A 24,225-nucleotide genomic window follows, 5' to 3' on the forward strand; every position below is an offset into this window, starting at 1 on the left:
ACAGCCTCTTCAGCTACATCGACCTACGGCTTATGCGGTGGGCTCGGAGAAAGTACAAGCGGCTGCGGCAGCACAAGCGACGTAGTGCGGAATGGCTACGCAAGGTGAAGTCCGCCCACCCCTGGTTGTTTGTCCACTGGCGTGTCGTCGGGGTATCGGTTGGATAACGGGAGCCGAATGAGTCGAGAGGCTCACGTTCGGTTGTGTGTCCAGGTAAGGCTGGCGTGTTCAGCAGGAGATAGACCTGCCGGAGTAGAAGTCAGAAGCTCCGTAGCTGGGATAGCAGGGTGGCGGGAAACCAAGACTCTGAAGCCTATCGACGACCGTCTCCTTGGGGGACGTGCGAGTCATCGGGCCGTAATGAAGATGAGCGTGGATGTGGCCTCGAAAGTGAATAGATCCGAGGGCCGAGCCCGCAACCGTGAGGGTGAAGGCAGCATGGGTAGCCGAATTCTGACCGACACGGCTACGCCACTTCGGCGGGGTGGAAGCGACGGCACGATGACAAGGACATGCTAAGCAACTGGATGAACTGATGGGGCGCACCTACCGGCCACTGCGGGCACGGCGACAGGAGATACCGAAGGATGGGGGCAAGGTCCGCGTCCTTTCGATTCCTGCTATCCGCGACCGTGTGGTCCAGGGTGCGCTCAAGCTCATACTGGAGCCGATCTTCGAGGCAGACTTCCAGCCGGGGTCGTATGGCTATCGCCCAAAGCGTACCGCGCATGAAGCGGTGCAGCGAGTGGCGACGGCAATTGTTCAGTGGAAGACCCGAGTCATAGATCTGGATTTGCGTGCCTACTTTGACACCGTGCGGCATCATCTGCTGCTCGAAAAGGTGGCGCGTCGGGTCAATGACCGGGACGTCATGCATTTGCTGAAGCTGATGCTGACGGCCTCGGGTAAACAAGGCGTTCCGCAAGGCGGGGTGATTTCGCCATTGCTCAGTAACGTCTACCTCACTGAGGTGGACCGGATGCTGGAGCGGGCGAAAGAATCCACGCGCAACGGGAAGTATACCTACGTCGAGTATGCCCGCTTCGCTGATGATCTCGTCGTGCTGATCGATGCACACCCACGCCATGACTGGCCGCTGGGGGCGGTAAGCAGGCGACTACGGGAGGAGTTTGACAGGCTACAGGTCGAGGTGAACGAGGAGAAGAGCCGCACCGTGGATCTGAGATGCAAGGAGAGTTTCGGCTTTCTGGGGTTTGACTTCCGTCAACTCCGCAGCTTCGGGACACGGGCGTGGCGAGCGCACTACACGCCAAAGCTGAAGAAGCGTACGGCGTTACTGCGCAAGCTCAAGGAGGTGTTCCGGCGATACCAGTCACAGCCGGTCAATCGGGTAGTCGAACTGATTAATCCGGTGCTGCGGGGCTGGGTGTCGACGAGACCTACATCAAAGTCAAAGGGCAATGGAAATATCTGTACCGCGCCGTCGACAAGGCCGGCAACACGGTTGACTTCCTGCTGCGAGCCAAGCGGGATAAGGAAGCGGCCCGACGGTACTTTGAGAAGGCCATCGATCAGAATGGCGCGCCCGAAACCGTCACCATCGACAAGAGTGGTGCCAATCTGGCCGGGCTGGACGCCGTGAACGCCGAGCGGGAGACGCCTATCAAGATCCGCCAGGTCAAGTATCTCAACAACATCGTGGAACAAGATCATCGGGCGATCAAGCGCCGTACCCGACCCATGTTGGGATTCAAGACATTTCGCTGCGCCCGGATCCTGCTGGGTGGAATCGAGACCATGCACATGATCGCGAAAGGCCAGATGATCGATGGCGCTGGACCGAAGCGCTCCGCTGCCGAGCAGTTCTATTTCATCACGATGTAAGTCGTCCTATCTATATCGTCTCGCTCCGGCCGGACTTTCTTACCGCGACAGAACCGCCAGATGAAACATGGCCGAACAAACGCTCAGATGCTGCTAGTCGAGGCATTGGAAACCTCATCTTCGCCGAACAGCCCGGCAGATTGGCTGCGATGCCGCCATCAAAGCCCATCAATTGTCTTCCGCAATCGCGCCAGCAGCCATTTCTTGAAAGTCTTGACCCTCGGATTGAGGTCTTCGTCTTTGCGGTGAATGAAGTGGTAGCCCTGATGGGTTTGACAGGTATGTGGAAGCACGCGTACCAGCCTTCCTTCCCGAATATCCCGCTGGAAGAGAAACAAGGGCACCACCGTGAAGCCAAGGCCTGAGATGGCGGCTTCCCGCATCATCAGCACTTGCAGGAAGCGTGGAGATTTGCCCAGGTCGGGCATTTGAAGTCCGTTGTGCTCGAAAAAATCCTGCCACGGGTCGTGGCGCGCACCGGCAAAGCTGAGCAAGGGCTGCTTCAGCAAGTCGGCGGGTTCCCGCACCTGATCCAGGTTCTTCATGTGCGGGGAGCACGCTACCACCATTTCAGCGCTGTAGAGCAAGGTGGTTGAATCGTAGCCCGGCCAGGGCGGCGAGCCATAGCGGATATGTGCGTGGATGCGCGGATCGTTATCGATGTCCCCGAGCTCGTGGAGCATGATGTCGATTTGAATATCGGGGTACCGGGTGCGGAAATCGCTGATGTTGTGCACCAGCCAAAGCGAAAAACCGGCGTTGACGGATAGCGTGAGCGCGGGCATGTCCGCACCGCTGCGCAGCGCATGGCTCGCTTCGGCGATCTGGTTCAGGCCCGCCGTGATCTGCTCGTGATAAACCTTGCCCGCTGGCGTCAGGGAAATCCAGCGGCCGTTGCGCTCGAACAGACGGGCTTCGAGCTGCTCCTCCAGCGTCTGAATCATGCGGCTGACGGCGCCCTGGGTCACGTGCAGCTCCGCAGCGGCCGCCGTAAAGCTTTGCAGGCGTGCGGAAACCTCGAAATACCTGACTGCCGTGAGGGAAGGAAGGGGCTTCATACCAGTTCGTGTTGCATGAGTTCATCTCATTCTAACGGACAAGTAATCGTTTTAACTTGCGGACTTGCCCCACCTACACTGTGTCCACTCGAACGACATCAACAGAGACACCATGGACGCAGTGATCGAAACCCAGCCTTTCACGGTTGCCGATGGCGAAGGTTACCGCCAGCGCGCGCTGAAATCCGGCGCGGAATTCCTGAAGGCAGTCGACGGCATTCTGCCCGTTCTGCGCGCCGGCCGCGAGCAATCCGAGCGCGACGGCCGTGTGCCTGACGCCAGCGTCGAAGCGATGATCGACGCTGGCGTGTTCCGCAGCTTCACGCCGCTGCAATACGGCGGTCTGGAACTCTCGCCCGCGGACTTCTTCGACGGCCTGATGCGGATCGCGCAGTGCGACAGCTCCGCTGCCTGGATCGCCGGCCAGATCACCTGTCATGCGCTCGAAATCGCCTCGATGGACCCGCAGCTGCATGAGGATTTCTGGGGCAACTACGGCCCGGATGCCCGCGCCTCCAGCTCCTACGCGCCGCTCGGCAAGACCGAGCCGACTGAGGGCGGCTATATCCTCGATGGCAGGTGGACCTTCTCCAGCGGCGTCGATTACGCCCATTTCGTGATGCTGGGCGGCGGTGAGCGCAACTTCATGGTGCCGATCGAGGATTTGACCATCGACCACAACAGCTGGGACGTGCAGGGCCTGCGCGGCACGGGCAGCAAGGCGGTCATTGCGAACAAGGTGTTCGTGCCGAACCATCGCATTCACGTGCTTGCGGATGTCATCAACGAAAACAACGCCGGCTACGAAGTGCTCAACACGCCGTTGTACCGCGGCGTTTCCTGGCTGACGGTATTCTTCTCGACCGCCGCCAACACCGTGATTGGCACGGCAATGGAAGGTGTGAAGCTATTCCAGGAACAGTCCCGTAATCGCCTGACGAAAATGGGGACCGGTGCGCGCCTGACCGATAATCCGTTCCTCCATCTCAGGTTCGCGGATGCGCTGACCCGGGTGAACGATATTCGCAACCGCACGCTGAACACCTGGCGCCATGTTTTCGATCAGGCCTGCAAGGGCACGCCGGTTTCGCTCGTGGATCGCCTGCGTGTGCGCTACGAATCGGCCGACGCGTTCGCTGCCTGCTTCGATGCGTTCCATGACATCTGGCCGCTGGTTGGCGCGGTGGCTTCGCTGAGTACCAACCCCATGCAGCTGATATTCCGCAATCTGATGGCTGCCCGTGTGCACGGTACGGGTGGTAAGGAATTCGCCGCGGGCTTGTATTCGCGAGCGTTGATGGGCCTGCCGGCACCCGAATTCAAGGTCCAGGACTTCGCCGCCGCCAACTACTGGCGCTGATGGCGCGTACCTCACGGACTGACATGAAGGAGCAGAGACAAATGACGGTGGAACAACAGACACAACCGGTACAAGCGGCGGCCGTCAGCGGGCCGTGGCCCGTGGTCGATCGCGGACAACCGCTTGAGGATAGCCGCGCGTTTCGCCGCTGTCTGGGCCGGTATCCGACGGGCGTGACGGTCATTACAGCGAGGCATGGCGACAATCTGGTCGGCATGACGGTGAATTCTTTTGCCTCGGTTTCGCTGGATCCCCCGCTGATTCTGTGGTCGATCCGGCGCGAATCGAAGCAGGTCGAGGCCTACCGGAACGCGGAGCATTTCGCGGTGAACATGCTCGCGCACGACCAGATGCAGGTCTCGCAATGGTTCGGCAAGGGCCTGCCGGAAAAATTCGAGCGGGTGTCGTGGGAGGCTGGCCTCGGGGGCGCGCCGCTGATTCATGGCGCGGTCGCGCAACTGGAATGCGAGCGCGTTTCGGTGCAGGAGGCAGGCGACCATCTGATCCTGATCGGCGAGGTCAAGCAGTACGCGCACTTCGACGGCAAGCCGCTGACCTTCAGTAACGGCGAATACGTGATGACGCAAGGTTTGCCGAGCGAGCAGACCGCCCGCCCGAACTGATCGGGTGGAGATCGGTGCGGCGGGCGCGTACCGTCGCGTCTACTGAAAAGGATAGAGGAGAACGAATTGAAGATCGACGAAATCGGTTATCTGGGCATCGACGCTACCAATACCGCCGAATGGCGTGCGTTTGCGTCGGATTATGTGGGCTTCGAGGTCCGTGATCTGGCAAACGAGTGCCTCGGCCTGCGGATGGACGACTACGCCTGGCGCATGCTGGTGCAGCCCGCACAGCGCAATGGCGTCGGGTTTCTCGGCATGAAAGTCGAGAGCCTGGAAGCCCTGGAAACGGTGCGTAGCGAATTGACGGCAGCGGGCGTTGCCGTGCACGAAAGCAGCGAGGCCGAGCGTGCCGTGCGCGGCGTGCAGCATATGCTGTGGGCGCTGGATCCGGATGAGAATCGCGTCGAGTTCTTTGCTGGCCGTAGCATCGACGAAAGCGAATTCAAGCCGGGCCGCCCGATTGGCGGCTTCCGTACCGGTTCGCTGGGGCTCGGTCACGTCGTGCTCGGCACACCCTTGCTGGTGGAAATGGAACATTTCTACATGAAGTTGCTCGGGTTTGGTCTGACAGACTACCTGGACACAGAAATCAAGGTGCGTTTTATCCATACCAACGATCGGCATCATTCGCTGGCGCTGGTCAAGACGCCTTCCAGGTTCCTGCACCACGTCATGGTCGAATACAAGTTCATGGACGACGTCGGCCGTCTGTACGACAAGGCGTTGACGATGCCGGGCATGGTTCAGACCAGTCTCGGCCGGCATGCCAATGATCATATGCTGTCGTTCTACTCCAAAACGCCCGGCGGGTTCCTTCTGGAAGCGGGTTGGGGCGGGCGAGCGATCGACCGTGCCACCTGGAAGCCCGAGGAGCTTTGGGGCTTCAGCTTTTGGGGGCACGTACGCAGTTGGGAAACGCCTGAAAACCAGGCCAAGCAGCGCGAACACATTGAGTCTGCCGCCAGGCTGGGTTTGCGCGCGCCGGTCGAAGTCAACGGCGAAGGCGGTTTCGTGAGCCGGACGATGGCCATTTAAGGGCGCGATGCGTGTTTGCCCGGCGGAAAGGCCACGACGTTGTCGTTCCGCACGCAACTAAAACGTCGTGGCCTCCCTTGTTTCTGGGCATTCGTTACAATACCGCCTCCATGATTCTGGCTCATTCAAGGTGCAAAAATATTGTTTTGAGGGGTGGGTGACACCCCGTATGCTTTGTTGACCCCATCACCGGCAATGGCGCAGGACGAATGGGTGGAAAACGCTGGGCACCTGATGGCTAACTGAGTTGGGCTCGGTGCATGCGGCATCCAAAAGAGCAGTCAATAAAAATGGTATTCGGAGACGGAAGTTGAAGCATCGGGTAATGATGGCAGCGGTCGCTGCGATGTTCGCCGGCACTGCGCATGCACAAGGCAGCGTCACGCTCTACGGGGTGATCGACGACGGTATCACCTACATCAGCAACGCAGGTGGTCACAGTAACGTCAGGATGGACAGTGGCGTGGTGTCGTCGGACCGCTGGGGCCTGACCGGCAAGGAAGAGCTGGGTGGCGGCCTGAAGGCAATCTTCACGCTGGAAAACGGCTTCGACTTGAATTCGGGCGCGGCATCGCAGGGCGGTGCGCTGTTTGGCCGGCGGGCATTCGTCGGTTTGTCGAGCGACCGGTTCGGTACGCTGCTCGCCGGCAACGACTACGACTTCATCTACGACTATGTGACGTTCTACACGAACGCCGGACAGATCGGTGGTATGTACTCGTTCCATCTTGGCGATGACATCGACCGTCTGGCTGGCGAGCAGGTGCACAACGCGGTTCGCTACGAAACGCCGAATCTGGGTGGTTTTGCTGCCGGGGCAATGTATGGCTTCAGCAACGTGGCAGGTGCATTTGGTGGCACGCCTACGGTGCCGCGCACACTCAGCATAGGTCTCAAGTACAGCCCGACGGGCAGCTTCAACGCGCCGTATTCGTTCGGCGCGGCGTTCACGAAGGTGGATGGCGGCAACGAAGCACCGGGCGTGGGCACGATCGCCCAAGTCGCGCTGAACGCACAGTCGATCTATACCGCAGCCTTTGGTGGGCTCGTGAAGTTCGGCGACTTCTCGGTCAACGCCGTCTACACCTATACGAATGCATCGAAAAGCGCCTACGGCACCGTGACGGTGAACGCCTATGAAGGCGGCCTGAGCTGGCATGCCTCACCGGCACTGACGATGGGCGCCGGCCTCGCCTACGTCAATGAACGCAAGCTCGGCAAATTCGATATCGCGACGTTCGGCATGGACTATCGCCTGTCGAAGCGCACCGGTGTGTTCGCCGTCGGCACCTACCAGCATGCATTCGGTGGCGCGAGCAACGCGGGTAACTTCTTCGCGGTGACTCCGTATTCGATATCGCCCTCGATGCCAAACGGTGTGGGTTCGTCGTCGACGTCGAGCCAGACGGTCGCGCAGATCGGTATTCGTCACCTGTTCTAACAGGAGAGCTTCATGAGCAGTCCACTAAGTACCAAGATGATGCCCTCCGCGCTGGAGGCCGTGTCGCCCATAAGCAAGGCCACCAGCATATGGATCGTCTGCGGTGCCGCCATTGGCCTGATGTTCGGCTTTGGGCCGATGTTTTTCAGCGTCACGGGCGTCTTCCTGAAACCGATGGCAGCGACGTTCGGATGGGGACGTGCCGACGTTGCGGTATTGCCGATGTTCTCGATGGTCGGGACCGCACTGGGTGCGCCTGTCGGCGGCTTTCTCGCTGACCGTCTGGGCTGGAGCAAGGTCGTGGCAGGTGCGATCGTGTTCATGGCGATATCGATGGCCGCGCTTGCCGCTGCCCCCGCCAATCACGCCTACTTCGCCATTGTCGGGCTCCTGATCGGCTTCTTCGGGGCCGGGACGACAGCGGCTGGCTATCTGGGCGTGTTGCCGCGCGTCTTCGACAAGCGCCTGGGGATGGCGCTCGGATTCGCGATGATCGGTACCGGTTTGGGTGGCTTCCTGGCGCCGATCGCGGCCAACCGCTTTGGCGCGATGATGGACTGGCGCCAATGGTATGGCGCGAGCGCGTTGGTCGCGCTAGTGCTCGGCATCGCGGCGCATCGACTGATGTTCCGCAATCTCCCGGCGCAGCAATACTCTGCCGCGGATGTGCAGGCGGCCGCTTCGGTCGAGGCGGGGCTCACGCTCCGCGAAGCGATGCGCGGCTATCGTTTCTGGTTGCTCGCGAGTGTCATGTTCGTGATATCGGGCGCGATTCTCGGCGGCTTCGTGCATCTTGCACCGTTCGCCAGTGACCGCGGTCTCGGGCGCACGGTCGGCGCGGAGGCGGCGGGTCTCGTAGGTGCGGGTCTGGCGATTGCGCGGGTCGGGCTGGGCGTGGTGCTCGACCGTGTGTTTGGTCCGTTCGTGGCCTGTGCCGCCTTTCTCGTCGGGGCGCTGGGCTTCGTGATCTTCGTGACCAGTGCGTCGCATGTGCCCTCGATGATCCTGCTGGCCGCGCTGCTCCTGGGCATTTCGACGGGCTCGGAAGGCGATCTGATTCCGTTCCTTGCGCGCCGGTATTTCGGCAAGCGCTCATTCGGCGCGATTTACGGCTGTCTGTTCGGCGCGGCGACGCTGGGCGGCGCGGCTGGTCCGTTCGTGTATGGCCTCGCGTTCGACCGTCTCCACTCTTATACCCTGGTGCACGAGGTATCGCTGGCAGCCTGTCTGCTCGGTGCAGTGGGGATTCTGGTGATGGGCCGCTATCCGGCGGAAAAGGCCGGCAACGCATGATGGCTGGACCGTGACGGGTGCGCCAGTGTGCGGTGCCGGCTTGCACCACCAGCAATGAAACTACGGAGTACATATCAATGACCTTGACGAGAGATAACACCTCGAAATTCGTGCAGGCCGGTGCGACCCGGGTGCATTACCACGAAGCCGGTTCCGGCCCCGTGCTGCTGTGTATTCACGGCGGCGCACCGGGCGCTTTCGGATGGGGGAATTTTGGCCGCAATTTGGCAGCGTTGTCGCGTCATTTCCGGACGCTGATCGTCGATCTGCCCGGTTACGGCAAATCCGACAAGCCGCAGATAGACGGACCGCGCACCAGTTTCTACGCGAATACCTTCCGCGACATGCTGGACGCGCTGGGCATCGACAAGGCACATGTGATGGGTCTTGCGACCGGCGGTTCGGTAGCGCTGAAGATGGCACTCGATTTTCCCGAGCGGATCGATCGCCTGGTGGTGATCAGCTCGCCGGGTGGCCTGTCGCTGTTCCAGCCGATGCCGCCCAAGCCGTCCACGCACAATTACTATGGCGGCGATGGCCCAAGCATGGAGCGCATGCGCGCCAATCTCGAAGCGCTGGTCTATGACAAGACGATCCTGACCGAAGAGGTAGTGCGCGAGCGTTACGAGGCCAGTATCGAGCCTGAATTCATGAACCAGGCGCCGGAAGGCAAGGGTGGCGCGGCGGGACAAACGCTGGAGCCGTTGTGGCAGGACCTGCACAAGATCCAGGCCGAGACGCTGATTGTCTGGGGCCGCAATAACCAGACGATTAACTATGACAACGCCCTGTACATGCTGAGCCGGATTCCCAAGGCGCGGGTACATATCCATGGCAACTGCGGCCTGTGGGTGCCCTACGAAAAGATGGAAGAGTTCAATAGCAATGTCACCGGCTTTCTGACGGTGGATCTCACCGCGAGACCTGCATCATGATGAAGCACACCAGCATCTGGCAACACCTGTTCAAGACGCCGCACAAGTTGGGGTGGGTCGATGTCGGCGGCGTTGGCACGCGCTATCTGGAAGCCGGCCCTGCCGATGCGCCGGTGGTGATCCTGTTGCACGGCACGGCCGGCAGCCTGGAGAATTTCAGCACGAATTATGCGGCCTATGCGCGCCATTTCCGCGTCGTCGGCCTGGACATGTTGGGCTGCGGTTGGACTGACAAGCCGGATCACGATTATCTGATCAAGGATTACGTCGAGCACGTGCGCGGCTTCATGGACGCACTAGGCATCGCCAAGGCGTCCGTGGTTGGCGTTTCGCTGGGCGCCTGGGTCAGCGCGGCGCTCGCGTTGGCGTATCCGACGCGCGTCAAAAAACTGGTGCTGGTGGCGCCGGCGGGCATCATTACCGATCCGGAAGAAGAAAGGCGCTATGGCGACGCGGTGCGTAAGAGCCGCTCTTCCGCTGCGGCGGAACCGACCTGGGAGATGGTCTCTGGCGCGCTGACGAAGCTGATGCTGAATCCGGAAACCCTGTCCGACGAACTGATCGCCGTTCGCCTGGAGATTTACCGTGATCCACGCATGAAGGCGGCCATGCCGCGTCTGTTGGCGTTCTCGCTGGGTGGGCAAGCGCTCAGCGAAGAGCAGTGGCGCAGCCTGTCTCAGCCGATGCAGGTGATCGCCGCGGTAGATGCTCCGAACATGTTCCTCGGCAATGCGCATGCGATCGCCAGGATCGCGCCGAACGCACAGTTGCTGGAACTGAAGGGGTGTGACCACTGGGCTCAGTACGAGCAGCCGGATGCGTTCAACGAGCACAGCATCGCGTTCCTGCAGGGCGTTTAATTTTCGCTGACTGATGAGCGGCTCAATACCATTGCCACCCTGAGCTGATTGAATGCCGAAGGTGGCGACGCGCCAACGCAAGCGCGCGACAATGCGTTTTGCTTGAACGGCCGCTTTCCGCATCAGAGTGTGACCGCTTCAGGTCCGCTAGAGGCCGTTCGAGATCACGGAGCAGACCCGTCAGAGTATTGAAGCCTGGATCAAGGTTCGAAAATTAAAACCCATCGACTATCTGTTTCCTAGTCGGCTCCAGGCGTCGCCGCATCTTTCGATGCGCCAAATTGCTCGGCTGGTCCACCGATGGATTGCGTCCATCGGTCTCGACGACACGGCGTACGGCACGCATACGATGCGTCGCAGGAGGGCTTCATTGATTTACCGACGAACGAAGAACCTTCGGGCGGTTCAGTTGCTGCTCGGTGTCGCTCGACGTTGGCTGTTCAGGTCAGGTCGCCAGCGGTTTCCTGGCGGGCAACTTGAGGGCTCCCTCCGACGGTGTTCGCACCGTGGAGGCTTCCTGCCATCTCCCAACAGCGCGTCTGCTTTAGCTTCTTAGTGCAAGCGAGCCGGCCATTGCGCGCCGGAACTCGCGGCCAGAGAGTGGCGATCCGCAAAGAAGAACTTGCATCTGATCGCAGTCGAGCGCGAGCAGCTTGAGCGACTGCGAGACGGTCTCGACGCCGTCGGCGATGACCTCGATGCCGAGCACGCGCGCGAGCGCCACCACCGCGGAAAGCAGCGCCGAACTGCGCGACGACGTGTCGTCGAGACTGCTCACGAACGCACGATTGATCTTTGTCTGATCGACTGCGAAAATCCCGTAGATGACCAAGGCTCGAAAGCGCCGCGCCGAAGTCATCGAGCACCACGGCATAGCCGCGCTCGCGCAGTGCCTGCACGACCTGGCTCGTGCGCCCCAGGTCTTGCATCGCGGTGGCCTCGCTGATCCCGAACATGAGCCGCTGCGGCGCCACGCCCTCTTCCGCTACGATCGCGTCGACACGATCGACGATGCGCGGCAGGTTGAACTGCATCGCCGTGAGGGTCGTCGCGACGGGCATCGGCGCGAGCCCCTCGCGATCCCATTCGACGATATGCGCGCAGATCCGGCGCAGCACCCAGTCGCCGATCGCGACCATCGGGCCCGCATGCTCGGCCACAGGAATGAATTCGACTGGTGGCACGTTGCCGAGTACTGGATGCGTCCAGCGCAACAGGGCTTCAGCGCCCATCATCGCCTTGCCATCGACGGTGAGTATTGGCTGGAACACGAGATCAAATTGCTCGCGCATAAGCGCAACCTGCAGGTCGCGCTGGATGTGCAGCGAGCGCATCGTGGATTGGCTCATGCTGTCCTCGAAGCGGCGGAACGTGTTGCGGCCGCTACGCTTGGCGGCATACATCGCGCAATCCGCTTGGCTCAGGAGTGCGTCGAGCGAGGCGCCCGCGCCATGCGCGAGCGCAATGCCGATGCTCGCACCGATGCGGACAGGAATCGAGCCGTCAAGCACGAATTCTTCTGCGAGGGTCGTCAGGATCTGCCGCGCGACGGCGTCGGCGGCATTGACGGCATCATCCCTGCCGGCGGCCGGCGGCCGGCGGCCGGCGGCAGGCAGCCCTGCGGCCACGACCACGAACTCGTCGCCGCCCAGCCGCGCCACAAGATCACCCTTGAGTGCGCAGCCCGAAATGCGCGCAGCAGCCTGCCGGAGCAGATCGTCGCCGACCTTGTGGTCGAGCGTATCGTTGATGGCCTTGAATCCATCGAGATCGACGAACAGCACGGCCAGCGCCTCGCCAGTGCGTGCGCTGCGCTGCAAGAGTTCCTTCGCGTGAGCCATCAGATAGACACGGTTGGGCAGGTCGGTGAGCGCGTCGTGCGTGCCGAGATGACGGATGGTGTGGGTCGCACGATCGAGCGAAGCGGACAGGCGACTCGCCTGCGTGCCGAAGATCCACAGCGTGCCGATCAGAACGACAGTCGAGGCCACACCCACGGTAAGCGCGAGCGCGTTGGCATCTACCTTGTGCGTGCTCAGGCAGCGGCTGCCTTCCGCGAAGGTGGCGGCGCTCATTCCCGTGTAGTGCATTCCTGTTATCGCGAACGCCATGATCGCGGCAGCGGCGAGGCGCTTCCAGACGATGTAGTCCCGGTGCTAATAGCGCAGATGGAACGCTAGCCAGAGCGCGGCGATAGACGCCCCAATTGCGATGGCGATCGATAGCGCGACGCGCGCGTGATCGTAGTCGATGGATGGCGTCATGCGCATGGCAATCATGCCGGTGTAATGCATGGCCGCCACACCGAGCCCCATCGCGGTGCCCGCCGCGAGCAACCGGCGCGCCGAGAGACAGCCGCGGCTCACGGTGGCGAACGCGACGAGCGCCGCGAGCACGGCTAGCACGGCTAGCACGAGCGAGACGGCGGTTACATCGATGTCGTAGCCCACGGCGATCGGCAGCGTGAGTGCGATCATGCCGATGAAGTGCATCGACCAGATGCCGATGCCCATCGCGCATGCGCTGGCGGCGAGCCACACATGACGCCAGCGGCTGCTCGTCACTGTACTGAGCGTGGCCGAGCCTTCGAGCGCGGTAAATGATGCGAGAAAGGCAACCACCACAGACAGGCATGTCAACAGCGGATTGTAGATACCATTCATTCGCGGCCCTCTGCGTGCTCGTTCTCCTTGCGCATCGTTCTGGCTGGTTCTATTGCCCGCAAGGAGGGTACGGCTCCGGTCCATCGCGGCGCAGGTTCTGTCGCGGTAAGAAAGTCCGGCCGGAGCGAGACGATATAGATAGGACGACTTACATCGTGATGAAATAGAACTGCTCGGCAGCGGAGCGCTTCGGTCCAGCGCCATCGATCATCTGGCCTTTCGCGATCATGTGCATGGTCTCGATTCCACCCAGCAGGATCCGGGCGCAGCGAAATGTCTTGAATCCCAACATGGGTCGGGTACGGCGCTTGATCGCCCGATGATCTTGTTCCACGATGTTGTTGAGATACTTGACCTGGCGGATCTTGATAGGCGTCTCCCGCTCGGCGTTCACGGCGTCCAGCCCGGCCAGATTGGCACCACTCTTGTCGATGGTGACGGTTTCGGGCGCGCCATTCTGATCGATGGCCTTCTCAAAGTACCGTCGGGCCGCTTCCTTATCCCGCTTGGCTCGCAGCAGGAAGTCAACCGTGTTGCCGGCCTTGTCGACGGCGCGGTACAGATATTTCCATTGCCCTTTGACTTTGCTGTAGGTCTCGTCGACACGCCAACTCTTACCGCCCGGGCGCTTGCAGCGGCGGAACGCCTTTTCAACCACAGGCAGAAGCTTGATGGCCCACCGGTGCACGGTCGAATGATCGACCGAGATCCCGCGTTCCGCCATCATCTCTTCCAGATTGCGCAAGCTCAGCGGGTAGGCCACGTACCAACGCACGCACACCAACATTATCTCGAGCGGATAGTGCAATCGCTTCAGCACTTTGGCTACTGCTGGACTCGGCGCTTTCATTATCGTTCACATCATTCTGTATGGTACAGCAGCATACCAGCCTCCGCTATTGCAACAGAACCTCAACAAAAGTCAGTTGGGCGAGATAGACACCTGCTGCTCATGCTCGATCTGAACGAACTGAATCTTGCCGCGGCCGCCTGCGTTTTTGCAGCCAGGAAAGGGATCTGGTGTAAATTGGTGGCGTGTTCGCGATAGCTCCCATAGATAGGGATACCTTATCAATTGAAGAGGACGGCGTTCCAGACGGAGGGCGCAGTGATGCCTTCGGGCGCGAGTGCGGAGAGGTCGAACTGCTCCTTGCGAATGCGACGCGTCAACTCGATACCGGAAATCGTGGTCGCGGCACTTCTGAACCTCTTGAACCCGAGCATCACGTTCGTTCTGAACTTGATATGGCGATGGTCCTGTTCGACCAGGTTGTTGAGGTACTTCGATGAGCGCACCTTCGTGTCCTTGGGAGGCAGGCCATCAATTTTCATCTCACGTACGGCCCGGTGGGACGCGGCGTACCCATCAAGCGTGACCGTCTCCGGTGGCTGGCCGTGAAGCTTGATTGCCTTGCTGAAAAAGGCCTTCGCTGCTGCCACAACGCGCTTCGCCCTGAGCATGAAGTCGACCGTCTGGCCGCTCCGATCTACCGCCCGATAAAGATAAACCCATTTGCCCCAGATTTTGAGATACGTCTCGTCAACCCGCCAAGGCCGTCCCGCAGAGGTGGCGAAGTGGATCCAGCGCTTGATGAACTCGGCCGTATAGCGCCGCACCCAACGCAGGATCGTCGTATGAGAAAGCGACAACCCTCGCTCAGCCATCATCTCGACTAGATCGCGCAGGCTGAGTGGGCGGCGCCAATTAACTTGGCCGGCGCATTGACTCAGGATATTTGTTACCCAACCGTGGTCGTTGCCTCATGTATTTTGCTACCTGCCAGATGGCTGGCAGGGGCGACTTATGGCGAGGCGACTCAGCATGGCAACAAGAAGGGAATTGATAGAGGCAGTCGGCGAGCGTTACCGGGGAGCGGGCCGGGATAGCAAGCGTCAGATTCTTGATGAGTTTGTCAGACTGACAGGCTATCACCGCAAGCACGCGATCCGCGTGTTGTGCAACGAAGTCCGGACACCAAAGGCTAAGCCAGGCCCGCAAAGGCGATACAACGACGAAGTGCGTGCAGCGCTGATCACTCTATGGGAAGCGGCTGATCGGATCTGCGGGAAGCGCCTGAAGGCCGTGATTCCGACTCTGATTGAGTCGATGGCCCGGTATGGTCATCTGTCGCTGTCGCACGACCTGCGCGAGAGGCTGCTCGAGGTCAGTGCGGCCACGATTGACAGACTGCTCGCCGACGTTCGTGATCAGGCCTTCGATGGTCAGCGCAAACGCTCCGGTGGTATCGGCAACGCGATCCGTCGCGCCGTCCCCATCCGGACCTTCGCGGACTGGAACGATCCGTTGCCCGGGTATCTGAAGATCGACTTTGTCGCGCGCAGTTGTAAATTGATACAGCAACGCAGTTAGGAATTGATACACCTCGTTGTAGGGTTGCTCCTTTTGGGCGGCCCGTGATCAGCTACGAGGAGTACATGGAAATCGAGATTCTGCGTCGCCAGGGAAACAGCCTCCGGGACATCGCGGTCGAGACCGGCATGTCAGTCAACACAGTCAGGAAGTATCTGGAATCGGGTCCGCCGCAGCGTAAGGCCCGGCAACCAGTCGCCGGCAAGCTTGCACCCTTCAAGGTCTATCTGGAGGGCCGGGTCGAAGCAGCGAAACCGGACTGGATTCCGGCGACGGTGCTCAAGCGGGAGATTGAGGAGCGCGGCTACACGGGCGGGTTACGCCGGGTGCAGGAGTATCTGCAGAAGCTTCGACCCGCTGCACGCCCCGATCCAGTGGTCCGGTTCGAGACAGAGCCGGGCCATCAGATGCAGATGGACTGGATCGAGTTTCGCAAGCCGGGGCACAAGCTCGGCATGCTCGCGGCGTTCGTTGCGACGTTGGGCTACAGCCGCGTCAGCTACGCGGAGTTTGTCACCGACATGCGTATCGAAACGCTGCTGGCTTGCCATGTGCGGGCATTCGAGGCATTTGGCGGCGTCACCAGAGAGATCGTGTACGACAACATGAAGACGGTGATCCTGAAACGCGATGCCTATGGCAAGAAGCAGCACCGATATCATCCGGGGTTCGCTGACTTCGCCAAACACCATGGGTTCGTGCCTCGCGTGTGCAAGCCATACCGCGCGAAGACGAAGGGCAAGGTCGAGCGTATGAACGGATATCTGCGCTACAGCTTCTGGGTCCCGTTGGTTTCAATGCTTAAACAGGCAGGGCTCACAGCCGACTGCGGCCTGTGCAATGAGCGCGTCAGACTGTGGTTGCGCGACGTCGCCAACGTCCGTGTGCACGGCACTACCAAACGGGTTCCAGCCGAGGCGTTGCTCGAGGAGCGGCCGCATCTTCTGCCACTGCCGGCACCCTACGTGGGACGATCGGTTAGAACGGGCGCGACGCCACATCAGCAGCCGAAACCAGCATCACGGTACGCGAGCCCGGAGTGGAACAGACCGTTGCAGCACCCGTTGTCGGTCTACGACGCGTTCAGCCGCGCGCAGGAGGTAAGCGCATGACGCCACAGATCGAACGACTGACTGTGTTGTGCAAGCAGCTCAACCTGCTGCACTTGCCGACACAGATTGCACATCTCGGCCAGATGGCCGCGAAACGCGAACTCGGCTATCTCGACTTCCTCGAACAGGCCTTGAAGGATGAAGCGATGGCACGCGCGGAACGAATGCGCCGGATGCTGACGCGTCTGGCTGGCTTCCCGGCAATCAAGACGCTTGATGAATTCGACTTCGAATTCGCACTCGGCGTGCCGAAAGCACTGGTTCTCGAACTCGGCAGTCTTGCCTTTGTGGAGCGTGCCGAGAATGTGGTGCTCCTCGGACCCAGTGGCGTTGGTAAAACCCATCTTGCTGTCGCGCTTGGATATCGTGCAACGCAGGCCGGGTTTCGCACTCGCTTCATCACTGCCGCCGATCTGCTGATGCAATTGACGACAGCGTTGCGCCGCAACCAGCTCGAGGAAACCATCAAGCGGATCACGAAGCCCTACAAGCTTCTCATCATTGACGAGATGGGATACCTGCCCATGGACCGGGAGCAGGCGAACCTGCTCTTCCAGGTGGTCGCCAAACGATACGAAACCGGCAGTCTCATCCTGACCAGCAATCTGCCGTTCGGCCAGTGGGACCAGACCTTCGCTGACGATGCAACGCTCACGGCGGCGCTCCTCGACCGGCTTCTTCATCACGCACACGTCGTGCCGATCTCCGGCGACTCGTACAGGTTGAAGGAAAAACGTCAGGCCGGCATGATCAACCGCATGCCACCACCGCACCTAAACGACGCAGACGACATCAAACGCAAACGCAATTCGAAGGAGGCAGCCCCCAGTCATTAACCGCATGAGCGGGTGTATCAAATTACGATTGCGTTTGCGTCCGAAGCTGTATCAACTTGAGATTGCGTTTGACAACTTCGTTGAACATTGCGGTGGCGTCAAAGTCGACGGTGACTTTGTGCACAGTTTGGTGATGACGGACATCGCGACAGGCTGGACCGAGTGCCTGGCGATGCCATTCCGTAACCACGCATTCGTCATTGAGCTTGTCGAGCGGGTACGGGCCGTTCTGCCGTTTCCCCTTCGGGGCCTCGACAGCGACAACGACACAGCGTTCATGAACGAGGCCGTGTTCGACCTCTGCAAGGCGACAGGTATCGAGCTGACGCGCTCGCGCGCCTACAAGAAGAACGATCAGGCGTGGGTCGAGCAGAAGAACGGTTCGATTGTGCGACGGCTGGTCGGCTACGGCAAACTGAGGGGCATGGAAGATACCGAAGTGCTGGCGTCGCTCTACCCGAGCTCGCGGCTGTACATCAATTATTTCCTGCCGTCGTTCAAGCTGAAGTCGAAGACGCGCCACGGCGCGCGCGTAACGAAACGCTACGAGGCTCCGCTGACGCCACTTGAAGGTGTTCTTCGTTCGCCCGCTGTCCCGGAAGTAACGAAACAGCGATTGCGCGAAGAATTCCGCTCGCTTGATCCTGTAGAACTCTTGCGCCGCATGCGTGACGCGCAGCGCCGTCTCGCGGAGTGCCAAGCCACGGACGGAATGGTGGCAGACGCCGGTTCGGCAGCGGACTTGACGGTCGATGAGTTCGTGAAGAGCCTGGCTACTGCATGGCAAGCTGGCGAGGTGCGCCCGACCCATCGCAGGAAGGCTCGGGTGCTGCACGACTGGCGCACCCGAGAGGATCCGTTTGAGCACACGTGGCCAAAGATCCAGGCGTGGCTCGAAACGGAACCTGGCATTACCGCGAAGCGCCTGCAGGGCCGTCTCATCGAAATGGCGCCGGCAATGTATTCAAGTGCGCAGTTACGCACGCTGCAGCGACGTGTAAAGGCATGGCGGGCAAACCGCGCGAGGGAGCTGGTAACCCGAATCCTCGGCGAGCCCGACGCGATGGAAGCTGGCACTGCTACGCAATGCCAGCTTCCATCGCAAGACAAACCCGAGGTGGCGAACACACCAGAGTAACATCATCCCGTGAGGCAACACGACCGGCCATGCTGCTTGATGCTCTCTAGGCTGAGTTTGTAGCGAAGATACCGGCGCACACAAAGAATAATCACGTCGCGGTCAAAGTGACGGCCCGCGAACAACCCGTCCAGATCCTTCAGTTTGCTCATAGCGGGCCTCAAAATCGGTCAGCCCGCAACTCTAACCGATTCGTTGATCGTTGTTTGCACCATAACCGTTGAGAACAGCAAGACTCATGAGGTCGATATAAGCCGCTAACCACCCTACAGTACCGGCCTTGCCCGCTATCATGGAGTTTGACCTCGAGGATGAGGGGCGCCCTTTGGGGCGCTTTCCCGTTGGGGGAGCACACCGACCGCATCGAATCTGCCAGTAGGGCTCTCGTCGCGCGCAAACGCTGAAAAGGGCTTGGCGGGGAGTCGCCGCAAAGCATGTCACTGCAGCGCCGCAAAGGGCAATGTCGACACCGCAAAGCTTGGAAACTCTGCGCGAGACTTTGTCGATACCCCTTTGTAAGGCTGGGTCATCCGCGTTTGCACGCGTGTTTGAAGTCCTGCGAGCGCGCGACGACGCAGATTGGAGCCGGATATCTAGTCGCGCTCGCCAGCGCCGCTGCGTGCCATGCGCCGATAATCCCGCAGAGCACCTTAATCTTTTCTCTCGGATAGCCAAGATTGCGGAGCAATACATGGCCCCGACAGGACTGCCAGATATCTGCAGTCATCGACTGCTCGTATACGAGCGCGGTTCCTCTCCGATTGTCTGCGTATTCGAGCAAGCTAGCTGTCCACCGGGGCCTCGTCAACTCCATCTGCCACGCATGTGCAATTGCGACCTTGCCGTTTTGCGGCATAGAGCGCCCGGTCCGCTGCAGCCACCAGGAGCGTCGGGTCGTGACCATCGCTCGTGTGGAGGACGGCGACACCGAGGCTGATGGTAACAATCCCGGAATTGCTCCCCCGGTGCGGAAGACGGAGGCTTTCTATCGCCTGTCGGATTCGCTCGGCTACGACTAGTGCGCCATCCCGGTCGGTGTCGCGCAATATCAACGCAAATTCCTCGCCGCCATATCGCGCTACGGTGTCAGTAAAGCGCGCGGCCGACGATGCAATTGTTCCGGCGACGATGCGCAGGCATTCATCGCCGCGTTGATGGCCGTAGAAGTCGTTATAGCTCTTGTACGCGTCAACGTCCGTCATGATGACGGCCAGATATCCCCGCTTGTCGGCACGCGATTCCTGTTGCCAGTGATGCCCCAGCTCGCGGTCGAAATGGCGCCGATTGAACAGTCCAGTCAGTCCATCCCGGAAGGCGAGGCCGCGTAACTCGGCTCTTTCGTCAGCGGCACGTTTCTCCAATAGCCTTCGTTCAGTGATGTCTCGGACCGTAGCGGTCAGAGAATCGGGCTTTCCCGAGAACGGTTCGATTACGCAGCGCAGGTGGGCCTCCATCCATAGAGCGCTACCGTTCATGTGTCGGAGGCGACTGGTTTCAGAAGCTTCGACCTCACCCGAGGCTACTTTCGCTATGGTCGCTGCGAGCGCATCGCGGTCATCGGCTAACGCCAGGTCGATCAGATGCGTACCGGTGAGGTGCTCGGGCGAGTGCCCCAACAATGAGGTGATACGCGGAGACACGTAGGTCATCCTGCCGTCCAACCCGAGACTCATGACGATATCAGTCGCATTTTCGGCAAGCACCCGATATCGACGTTCGCCGTCACGCAGCATCATGAAGAGCCGGTTGCGCTGGGCCTGGGTGGCGGTGATGGGCAAAGCGATGCCCAATGCGGCGACGAGGAAAAGCTGCAGGCCGAAGATGCGACCTTGCATCGTTTCATATGGGAAGACCCATAGCGGGCCCGTTCCGCGCAGGGTGAGCGAGACGGCGATTGCGAGGCACAGAAGCAGGCCAACCATGACACCTGCAAGGTCGGCCTGAAATGCGAGCAGGACGATGGGTGGGAGCGCCCAATACAGGAGCGGAAAACGGCTTTGGCCGAACACGCCTACCGTGGCAATGCAAACCACCAGTAACAGGAATGCAGTCTTGCGGCGCTGGTCGGCGCGCAGCAAATGAGCCACGTCACCAGTCCAGAAAACAAGCGCGGCAGGCGTGAAGATGGCGAGACTCAGGGCATCCGAAATAAACCAGTTGGCCAGGTCGGGCAGCAGCCGCCCACTTAGTCGTCCATGCAGTAGCGTCATCGCAAGGACGCCCGACACGGCAGGCGCCAGCAGTACGCCGCCCGCCACAAATCTCGTCAGTGGCCTCACCCGAATCATCTCGGAAACCGTCGAGATGCGTGGTGCAAAAGCAAGGGCGATAAGTACCTCAACGATGTCGGCAGACGAATAGGACGCAGATACGCCGAAACTCTCGCCCACGTAAAGATTGGCAGTCAGATTGCCAAGAACACCGCCGGCGAAAACCCAATACCGTCGCCGAGGCGGTGAGACCATCAGTTGTGACAGCAGCACGGCGTTGGTTAGCCATATTGGCGCGATTTCTCCCGCCATGGTCTTGAGCGCTCCGCTGGCGAGACAGGTGAGCGTTGTTACCATGAACGCTAGCAATAGATGCCTGACGACCGGAGGGTGCCCGGCAAGACCTGACGACCGCGAATCTGCTCGCAAATCGGGCGAGCGGTGAGCAGCCGAATTCCCCATCTTTGTCTCTCTGTATTCTTGGTCTTCGCTTGCATCCCGGATGGATGCGCGGCGCCCATGTGCATGTTAGGAAGGCACGTTAAGCAAGATGTCTTGCTGCCTCACGAATCCATTTATCGGCTAGGGACGGCGAAACTTTACGGGGCACCATGCTGGACGGCCCTAGTTCCGTGGACCGTCTGCGGAAAATACCTGTGTACGCCGCCACTGCTGGCACCCCCGCAAGCGGACCGCGAAGAGAAGGCCACGGAAGTCCGTTCTGCTCAATCCGAACTCGTCCAAAACTGATTGCGAATGCGCTGTCCTTGAACAATAGTCAGAGTGTATTGCGTCGCTCGTGCAATCGATGTAGTTGCGTGCACAACTATAATGGATTTAATTATAAAACTTGTACTTGACCTTAGGAAAACATTTTCTCCGTGGTTCCCCCGTATGAACACAGTCTTCGCCGCTGCCTGGTTCGCTGGGCCGTTTGTGCTCCTCGGTTTTCCGCCTTCTCAAACAGGTCGACGAGGAGCGCAATGGTCTTACTGCACCAAGCACTTATCGGCGCCCAAGCAGAATCGAACGCTTTGATGTCCGCAATGCGGCCCTGCGCAGCGACGCTCTTGAATGGGAGATAACTGGACGGAAAGATGCATCGCAAAAGTGCTTGACTTCCATTGCCCCATAGAAGTCTTACTGTGTCACACAATTAGTTGCGCGCTCTATTGTCGCAGAGGAAGAGAGCCGTCGTTGCATGAGTCTTTGTGCAAGCAACTCTCGCCCGATGGTGAGCGCTGGATTGCTTGCCGGCCCGGCTTTTTCCTGTGGGGTCCACTTTACGATCTGGGTCCTTTCATGCAACAGGTGGTGCGTCCCTTGCGCGTGGCGACGTCGTCACCCAATGAACCTCGAACAGCTCAAAATCTTCGTCGAAGCGGCACGTCATGGCAGTTTTACGTTGGTTGCCGCCAGTCTTGGCGTGACTCAGTCGGCGATCAGCATCTCGATGCGCAAGCTCGAAGAAGCCCTCGATGTCGTGTTGTTCAATCGCATCGGCAACGGCCTGTCGTTGACCGATGCCGGCAGCGCGCTTCTTAAGGAACGTGATCCGCGTAGCCTGAGACTCAACTACTGCTCGACGCGATAGCAAGACGAGGTTGGACCGAACGGGAGAAGAAGCCGGCAATTCTGTTGGCGAGACACCACCGCGTGATGCTCAATGCCTCATGCCTGTTCGCCGGTTTTCAAATAGGGTTCTCCTGGGCGGCTCATATCGTGGCCCGCCCGAGACGATTCGGGCAACAAGGCCGTTTGCAAAGACGCAGTCTGTTTCTGGTATTGCTTCGATGCGACAGCAGCAGCCGACTTGAGGAAAATGAAATTACTACTCCAACCGGCCCACCTGTATGTGCACGTCAAATGTCTGCAAGCGTCGAAAAATCAAACCCCGACCTTGACTCTCGGGAGAAGTCCTTGCAAACAGAATCGGTCGATCCCGGTCCGACACGTTCGGCTCAGTTCGACCCACTCCGATCAGATAACTTTCCCCAAGACCCGGTCAGCACAAAGATGTTCTGCATCTGGTCGCTGATGGATGATGGTTGACGGTTGCTGATTTCATGAAATCAGCAACCGATAGTGGCCAGCGTCGGCGGCCGATTCATGAATTTCTGAATTAAGGTCGTACCACTCGCTTCCTCCGACCTCCGTGGTTTTCCGGATAGACAAGACTGAAAGCCCTGAGAAATCAGCAAGTACCGACAATTCAACCAAGACTGGCACGCACTTTGCTTATAGAGTGCCATGCGCGAAAACATGAATGTGTTCGTAACGAAGGGCAATTATCGGCGGACATAATTGGAGACAGGATGAATAAGAGGGTGGCGCTTTTGGCACTCTTGATGCAGGCACCCTGCATTTGCATTTGCATTTGCATTTGCTCAGGGCGCCGTGACGCCTCGAAGTTTCAATAATTTCTCGACCACCAAGAATCAGGTCGCCGTGCGAGTAGGTCTTCGCCGTGTGTTCTGACGCGACGTGGATAGCTTCGCATAGTAGTCCTACTCGTTGGCGTGATAAGGCATCCATGTCATATTGCGCTATGACGGATCTGCACCCGCACTCGACGGCCTCAAAGTGGGAGGGCAGGTGGCAACACCATCATCGGAATTCGTGAATGTTGATACATGGCTTGGTTGGAGTCTCTGGCATTTATTTTCTAACACCAGGTAAAGACTAACTATGAAGATATTGGTGGCCGTAAAGCGCGTGGTTGACGCGAATATTAAGGTCGGCGTGAAGTCGGATGGTACGGGCGTCGACCTGAGCAATTTGAAGATGTCGATGAATCCGTTCGACGAAATCGCGGTGGAAGAAGCGGTTCGTTTGAAGGAAGCGGGTGTCGCGACCGAAGTGATCGCCGTTTCGGCGGGTGTGACGCAAGCGCAGGAAACGCTGCGCACCGCGCTGGCCATCGGCGCCGATCGCGCGATCCTCATCGAATCGAATGAAGACCTCCAGCCGCTGGCTGTGGCGAAGCTCCTGAAGGCGCTGGTCGACAAGGAACAGCCCTCGCTGGTCATCCTCGGCAAGCAGGCCATCGACGACGATTCGAACCAGACCGGCCAGATGCTGGCTGCTCTGGCGAATCTGCCGCAAGCGACGTTCGCATCGAAAGTGGTGGTTGCCGATGGCAAGGCCCAGGTATCGCGTGAAGTGGACGGCGGCGCGGAAACGCTGTCGTTGACACTGCCGGCCGTGGTCACGACGGATCTGCGCCTGAACGAACCTCGCTACGTGACGTTGCCCAACATCATGAAGGCGAAGAAGAAGCCGCTGGAAACGATCAAGCCCGCAGACCTGGGCGTTGATGTGACGCCGCGTCTGAAGACGCTGAAAGTCGCCGAGCCGCCCAAGCGTTCCGCCGGTGTGAAGGTGCCGGACGTGAAGACGCTGGTCGAGAAGCTGAAGACCGAAGCTAAGGTTATCTGAGGAT

Annotated in this window: 18 protein-coding genes and 6 pseudogenes; 16 read left to right on the plus strand and 8 right to left on the minus strand. The window is 59.8% G+C overall.

The features are described from left to right. Nucleotides 1-535: 535 nt before the first annotated feature. Together AB4Y42_RS37445 and AB4Y42_RS37450 are read left to right on the plus strand one after the other, a co-directional pair. A pseudogene (locus AB4Y42_RS37445) lies at nucleotides 536-1,207 on the plus strand (reverse transcriptase domain-containing protein); the annotation flags it as partial. A gap of 165 nt (nucleotides 1,208-1,372) precedes the next feature. Next, a pseudogene (locus AB4Y42_RS37450) lies at nucleotides 1,373-1,845 on the plus strand (IS6 family transposase); the annotation flags it as partial. Between the two features lie 158 nt (nucleotides 1,846-2,003). Here AB4Y42_RS37450 and AB4Y42_RS37455 read toward each other — a convergent pair. After that, on the minus strand, nucleotides 2,004-2,903 hold the full coding sequence (locus tag AB4Y42_RS37455; RefSeq protein ID WP_368697022.1) for a LysR substrate-binding domain-containing protein: 900 nt from the start codon (nucleotides 2,901-2,903) through the stop codon (nucleotides 2,004-2,006). Nucleotides 2,904-3,015: 112 nt separating this feature from the next. On the opposite strand from AB4Y42_RS37455, the gene AB4Y42_RS37460 reads away from it, so the two are divergent. The 8 genes and pseudogenes from AB4Y42_RS37460 to AB4Y42_RS37495 all read left to right on the plus strand — a co-directional run. Next, nucleotides 3,016-4,263, plus strand: coding sequence for an acyl-CoA dehydrogenase (locus tag AB4Y42_RS37460; RefSeq protein WP_368697023.1), 1,248 nt, complete (start codon nucleotides 3,016-3,018; stop codon nucleotides 4,261-4,263). Between the two features lie 41 nt (nucleotides 4,264-4,304). Beyond that, nucleotides 4,305-4,886 (plus strand): flavin reductase family protein, encoded by a 582-nt coding sequence (locus AB4Y42_RS37465; RefSeq protein ID WP_324161447.1) that lies wholly within the window; start codon nucleotides 4,305-4,307, stop codon nucleotides 4,884-4,886. Nucleotides 4,887-4,952: 66 nt separating this feature from the next. Continuing rightward, a complete protein-coding gene (locus tag AB4Y42_RS37470) occupies nucleotides 4,953-5,924 on the plus strand; it encodes a VOC family protein (protein ID WP_368697024.1) in 972 nt (323 codons plus the stop codon). 325 nt (nucleotides 5,925-6,249) lie between these two features. Then, complete coding sequence (locus AB4Y42_RS37475) at nucleotides 6,250-7,365, plus strand: porin (RefSeq protein WP_368697025.1); 1,116 nt, start codon at nucleotides 6,250-6,252, stop codon at nucleotides 7,363-7,365. A gap of 12 nt (nucleotides 7,366-7,377) precedes the next feature. Continuing rightward, nucleotides 7,378-8,658 carry an MFS transporter gene (locus tag AB4Y42_RS37480; RefSeq protein WP_368697026.1) on the plus strand — a complete coding sequence of 427 codons (1,281 nt, stop codon included), beginning with the start codon at nucleotides 7,378-7,380 and terminating at the stop codon, nucleotides 8,656-8,658. 77 nt (nucleotides 8,659-8,735) lie between these two features. Beyond that, on the plus strand, nucleotides 8,736-9,593 hold the full coding sequence (locus tag AB4Y42_RS37485) for an alpha/beta fold hydrolase (protein WP_368697027.1): 858 nt from the start codon (nucleotides 8,736-8,738) through the stop codon (nucleotides 9,591-9,593). Next, nucleotides 9,590-10,453 (plus strand): alpha/beta fold hydrolase, encoded by an 864-nt coding sequence (locus AB4Y42_RS37490; protein ID WP_368697028.1) that lies wholly within the window; start codon nucleotides 9,590-9,592, stop codon nucleotides 10,451-10,453. The genes AB4Y42_RS37485 and AB4Y42_RS37490 overlap by 4 nt, the downstream gene beginning before the upstream one ends. A gap of 157 nt (nucleotides 10,454-10,610) precedes the next feature. Further along, a pseudogene (locus AB4Y42_RS37495) lies at nucleotides 10,611-11,009 on the plus strand (tyrosine-type recombinase/integrase); the annotation flags it as partial. Here AB4Y42_RS37495 and AB4Y42_RS37500 read toward each other — a convergent pair. The 5 genes and pseudogenes from AB4Y42_RS37500 to AB4Y42_RS37520 all read right to left on the minus strand — a co-directional run. Further along, entirely contained in the window at nucleotides 10,998-11,327 is a 330-nt protein-coding gene (locus AB4Y42_RS37500; protein WP_368697077.1) for an EAL domain-containing protein, read from the minus strand. The pseudogene AB4Y42_RS37495 and the gene AB4Y42_RS37500 sit on opposite strands and share 12 nt — an antisense overlap. Further along, nucleotides 11,275-12,564 (minus strand): annotated as a pseudogene (locus tag AB4Y42_RS37505) (putative bifunctional diguanylate cyclase/phosphodiesterase); the annotation flags it as partial. The pseudogene AB4Y42_RS37505 and the gene AB4Y42_RS37500, both read right to left, overlap by 53 nt. A 45-nt stretch (nucleotides 12,565-12,609) precedes the next feature. After that, entirely contained in the window at nucleotides 12,610-13,116 is a 507-nt protein-coding gene (locus AB4Y42_RS37510) for an MHYT domain-containing protein (protein ID WP_368697029.1), read from the minus strand. A 148-nt stretch (nucleotides 13,117-13,264) separates the two neighbouring features. Next, nucleotides 13,265-13,966 carry an IS6 family transposase gene (locus tag AB4Y42_RS37515; RefSeq protein WP_368697030.1) on the minus strand — a complete coding sequence of 234 codons (702 nt, stop codon included), beginning with the start codon at nucleotides 13,964-13,966 and terminating at the stop codon, nucleotides 13,265-13,267. A 221-nt stretch (nucleotides 13,967-14,187) separates the two neighbouring features. Next, a pseudogene (locus tag AB4Y42_RS37520) lies at nucleotides 14,188-14,808 on the minus strand (IS6 family transposase); the annotation flags it as partial. Between the two features lie 130 nt (nucleotides 14,809-14,938). On the opposite strand from AB4Y42_RS37520, the gene AB4Y42_RS37525 reads away from it, so the two are divergent. The 4 genes from AB4Y42_RS37525 (at nucleotide 14,939) to AB4Y42_RS37540 (ending at nucleotide 18,573) form a co-directional block, all read left to right on the plus strand. Next, the gene (locus AB4Y42_RS37525; protein WP_368697031.1) at nucleotides 14,939-15,487 is read left to right on the plus strand and encodes a hypothetical protein; all 549 of its coding nucleotides are present in this window, start codon (nucleotides 14,939-14,941) and stop codon (nucleotides 15,485-15,487) included. A gap of 65 nt (nucleotides 15,488-15,552) precedes the next feature. Beyond that, on the plus strand, nucleotides 15,553-16,599 hold the full coding sequence (gene istA / locus AB4Y42_RS37530; RefSeq protein WP_368697032.1) for an IS21 family transposase: 1,047 nt from the start codon (nucleotides 15,553-15,555) through the stop codon (nucleotides 16,597-16,599). Next, nucleotides 16,596-17,435, plus strand: coding sequence for an IS21-like element helper ATPase IstB (gene istB / locus AB4Y42_RS37535; RefSeq protein WP_368697033.1), 840 nt, complete (start codon nucleotides 16,596-16,598; stop codon nucleotides 17,433-17,435). Before istA ends, istB begins: the two co-directional genes overlap by 4 nt. Before the next feature lie 34 nt (nucleotides 17,436-17,469). Then, the gene (locus tag AB4Y42_RS37540; protein ID WP_368697034.1) at nucleotides 17,470-18,573 is read left to right on the plus strand and encodes a transposase family protein; all 1,104 of its coding nucleotides are present in this window, start codon (nucleotides 17,470-17,472) and stop codon (nucleotides 18,571-18,573) included. A gap of 47 nt (nucleotides 18,574-18,620) precedes the next feature. Here AB4Y42_RS37540 and AB4Y42_RS37545 read toward each other — a convergent pair. Together AB4Y42_RS37545 and AB4Y42_RS37550 are read right to left on the minus strand one after the other, a co-directional pair. After that, nucleotides 18,621-18,725, minus strand: a pseudogene (locus AB4Y42_RS37545) (IS6 family transposase); the annotation flags it as partial. 630 nt (nucleotides 18,726-19,355) lie between these two features. Next, entirely contained in the window at nucleotides 19,356-21,140 is a 1,785-nt protein-coding gene (locus tag AB4Y42_RS37550; RefSeq protein WP_368697035.1) for a diguanylate cyclase, read from the minus strand. 991 nt (nucleotides 21,141-22,131) lie between these two features. On the opposite strand from AB4Y42_RS37550, the gene AB4Y42_RS37555 reads away from it, so the two are divergent. Further along, entirely contained in the window at nucleotides 22,132-22,377 is a 246-nt protein-coding gene (locus AB4Y42_RS37555; RefSeq protein WP_368697036.1) for a LysR family transcriptional regulator, read from the plus strand. A 1,094-nt stretch (nucleotides 22,378-23,471) separates the two neighbouring features. After that, a complete protein-coding gene (locus AB4Y42_RS37560; protein WP_368697037.1) occupies nucleotides 23,472-24,221 on the plus strand; it encodes an electron transfer flavoprotein subunit beta/FixA family protein in 750 nt (249 codons plus the stop codon). Nucleotides 24,222-24,225 lie beyond the last annotated feature (4 nt).

The sequence above is a fragment of the Paraburkholderia sp. EG286B genome, assembly GCF_040965655.1.
GTDB lineage: Bacteria > Pseudomonadota > Gammaproteobacteria > Burkholderiales > Burkholderiaceae > Paraburkholderia.

What these genes read in the sequence shown, in the direction of transcription:
- AB4Y42_RS37455 (WP_368697022.1), bottom strand. Translation starts at nt 2,903, where the DNA reads ATGAAGCCCCTTCCTTCCCTCACGGCAGTCAGGTATTTCGAGGTTTCC.
- AB4Y42_RS37460 (WP_368697023.1), top strand. Translation starts at nt 3,016, where the DNA reads ATGGACGCAGTGATCGAAACCCAGCCTTTCACGGTTGCCGATGGCGAA.
- AB4Y42_RS37465 (WP_324161447.1), top strand. Translation starts at nt 4,305, where the DNA reads ATGACGGTGGAACAACAGACACAACCGGTACAAGCGGCGGCCGTCAGC.
- AB4Y42_RS37475 (WP_368697025.1), top strand. Translation starts at nt 6,250, where the DNA reads ATGATGGCAGCGGTCGCTGCGATGTTCGCCGGCACTGCGCATGCACAA.
- AB4Y42_RS37480 (WP_368697026.1), top strand. Translation starts at nt 7,378, where the DNA reads ATGAGCAGTCCACTAAGTACCAAGATGATGCCCTCCGCGCTGGAGGCC.
- AB4Y42_RS37485 (WP_368697027.1), top strand. Translation starts at nt 8,736, where the DNA reads ATGACCTTGACGAGAGATAACACCTCGAAATTCGTGCAGGCCGGTGCG.
- AB4Y42_RS37490 (WP_368697028.1), top strand. Translation starts at nt 9,590, where the DNA reads ATGATGAAGCACACCAGCATCTGGCAACACCTGTTCAAGACGCCGCAC.
- AB4Y42_RS37500 (WP_368697077.1), bottom strand. Translation starts at nt 11,327, where the DNA reads ATGCCGTGGTGCTCGATGACTTCGGCGCGGCGCTTTCGAGCCTTGGTC.
- AB4Y42_RS37510 (WP_368697029.1), bottom strand. Translation starts at nt 13,116, where the DNA reads ATGAATGGTATCTACAATCCGCTGTTGACATGCCTGTCTGTGGTGGTT.
- AB4Y42_RS37515 (WP_368697030.1), bottom strand. Translation starts at nt 13,966, where the DNA reads ATGAAAGCGCCGAGTCCAGCAGTAGCCAAAGTGCTGAAGCGATTGCAC.
- AB4Y42_RS37525 (WP_368697031.1), top strand. Translation starts at nt 14,939, where the DNA reads ATGGCAACAAGAAGGGAATTGATAGAGGCAGTCGGCGAGCGTTACCGG.
- istA (WP_368697032.1), top strand. Translation starts at nt 15,553, where the DNA reads ATGGAAATCGAGATTCTGCGTCGCCAGGGAAACAGCCTCCGGGACATC.
- istB (WP_368697033.1), top strand. Translation starts at nt 16,596, where the DNA reads ATGACGCCACAGATCGAACGACTGACTGTGTTGTGCAAGCAGCTCAAC.
- AB4Y42_RS37550 (WP_368697035.1), bottom strand. Translation starts at nt 21,140, where the DNA reads ATGGTAACAACGCTCACCTGTCTCGCCAGCGGAGCGCTCAAGACCATG.
- AB4Y42_RS37555 (WP_368697036.1), top strand. Translation starts at nt 22,132, where the DNA reads ATGAACCTCGAACAGCTCAAAATCTTCGTCGAAGCGGCACGTCATGGC.
- AB4Y42_RS37560 (WP_368697037.1), top strand. Translation starts at nt 23,472, where the DNA reads ATGAAGATATTGGTGGCCGTAAAGCGCGTGGTTGACGCGAATATTAAG.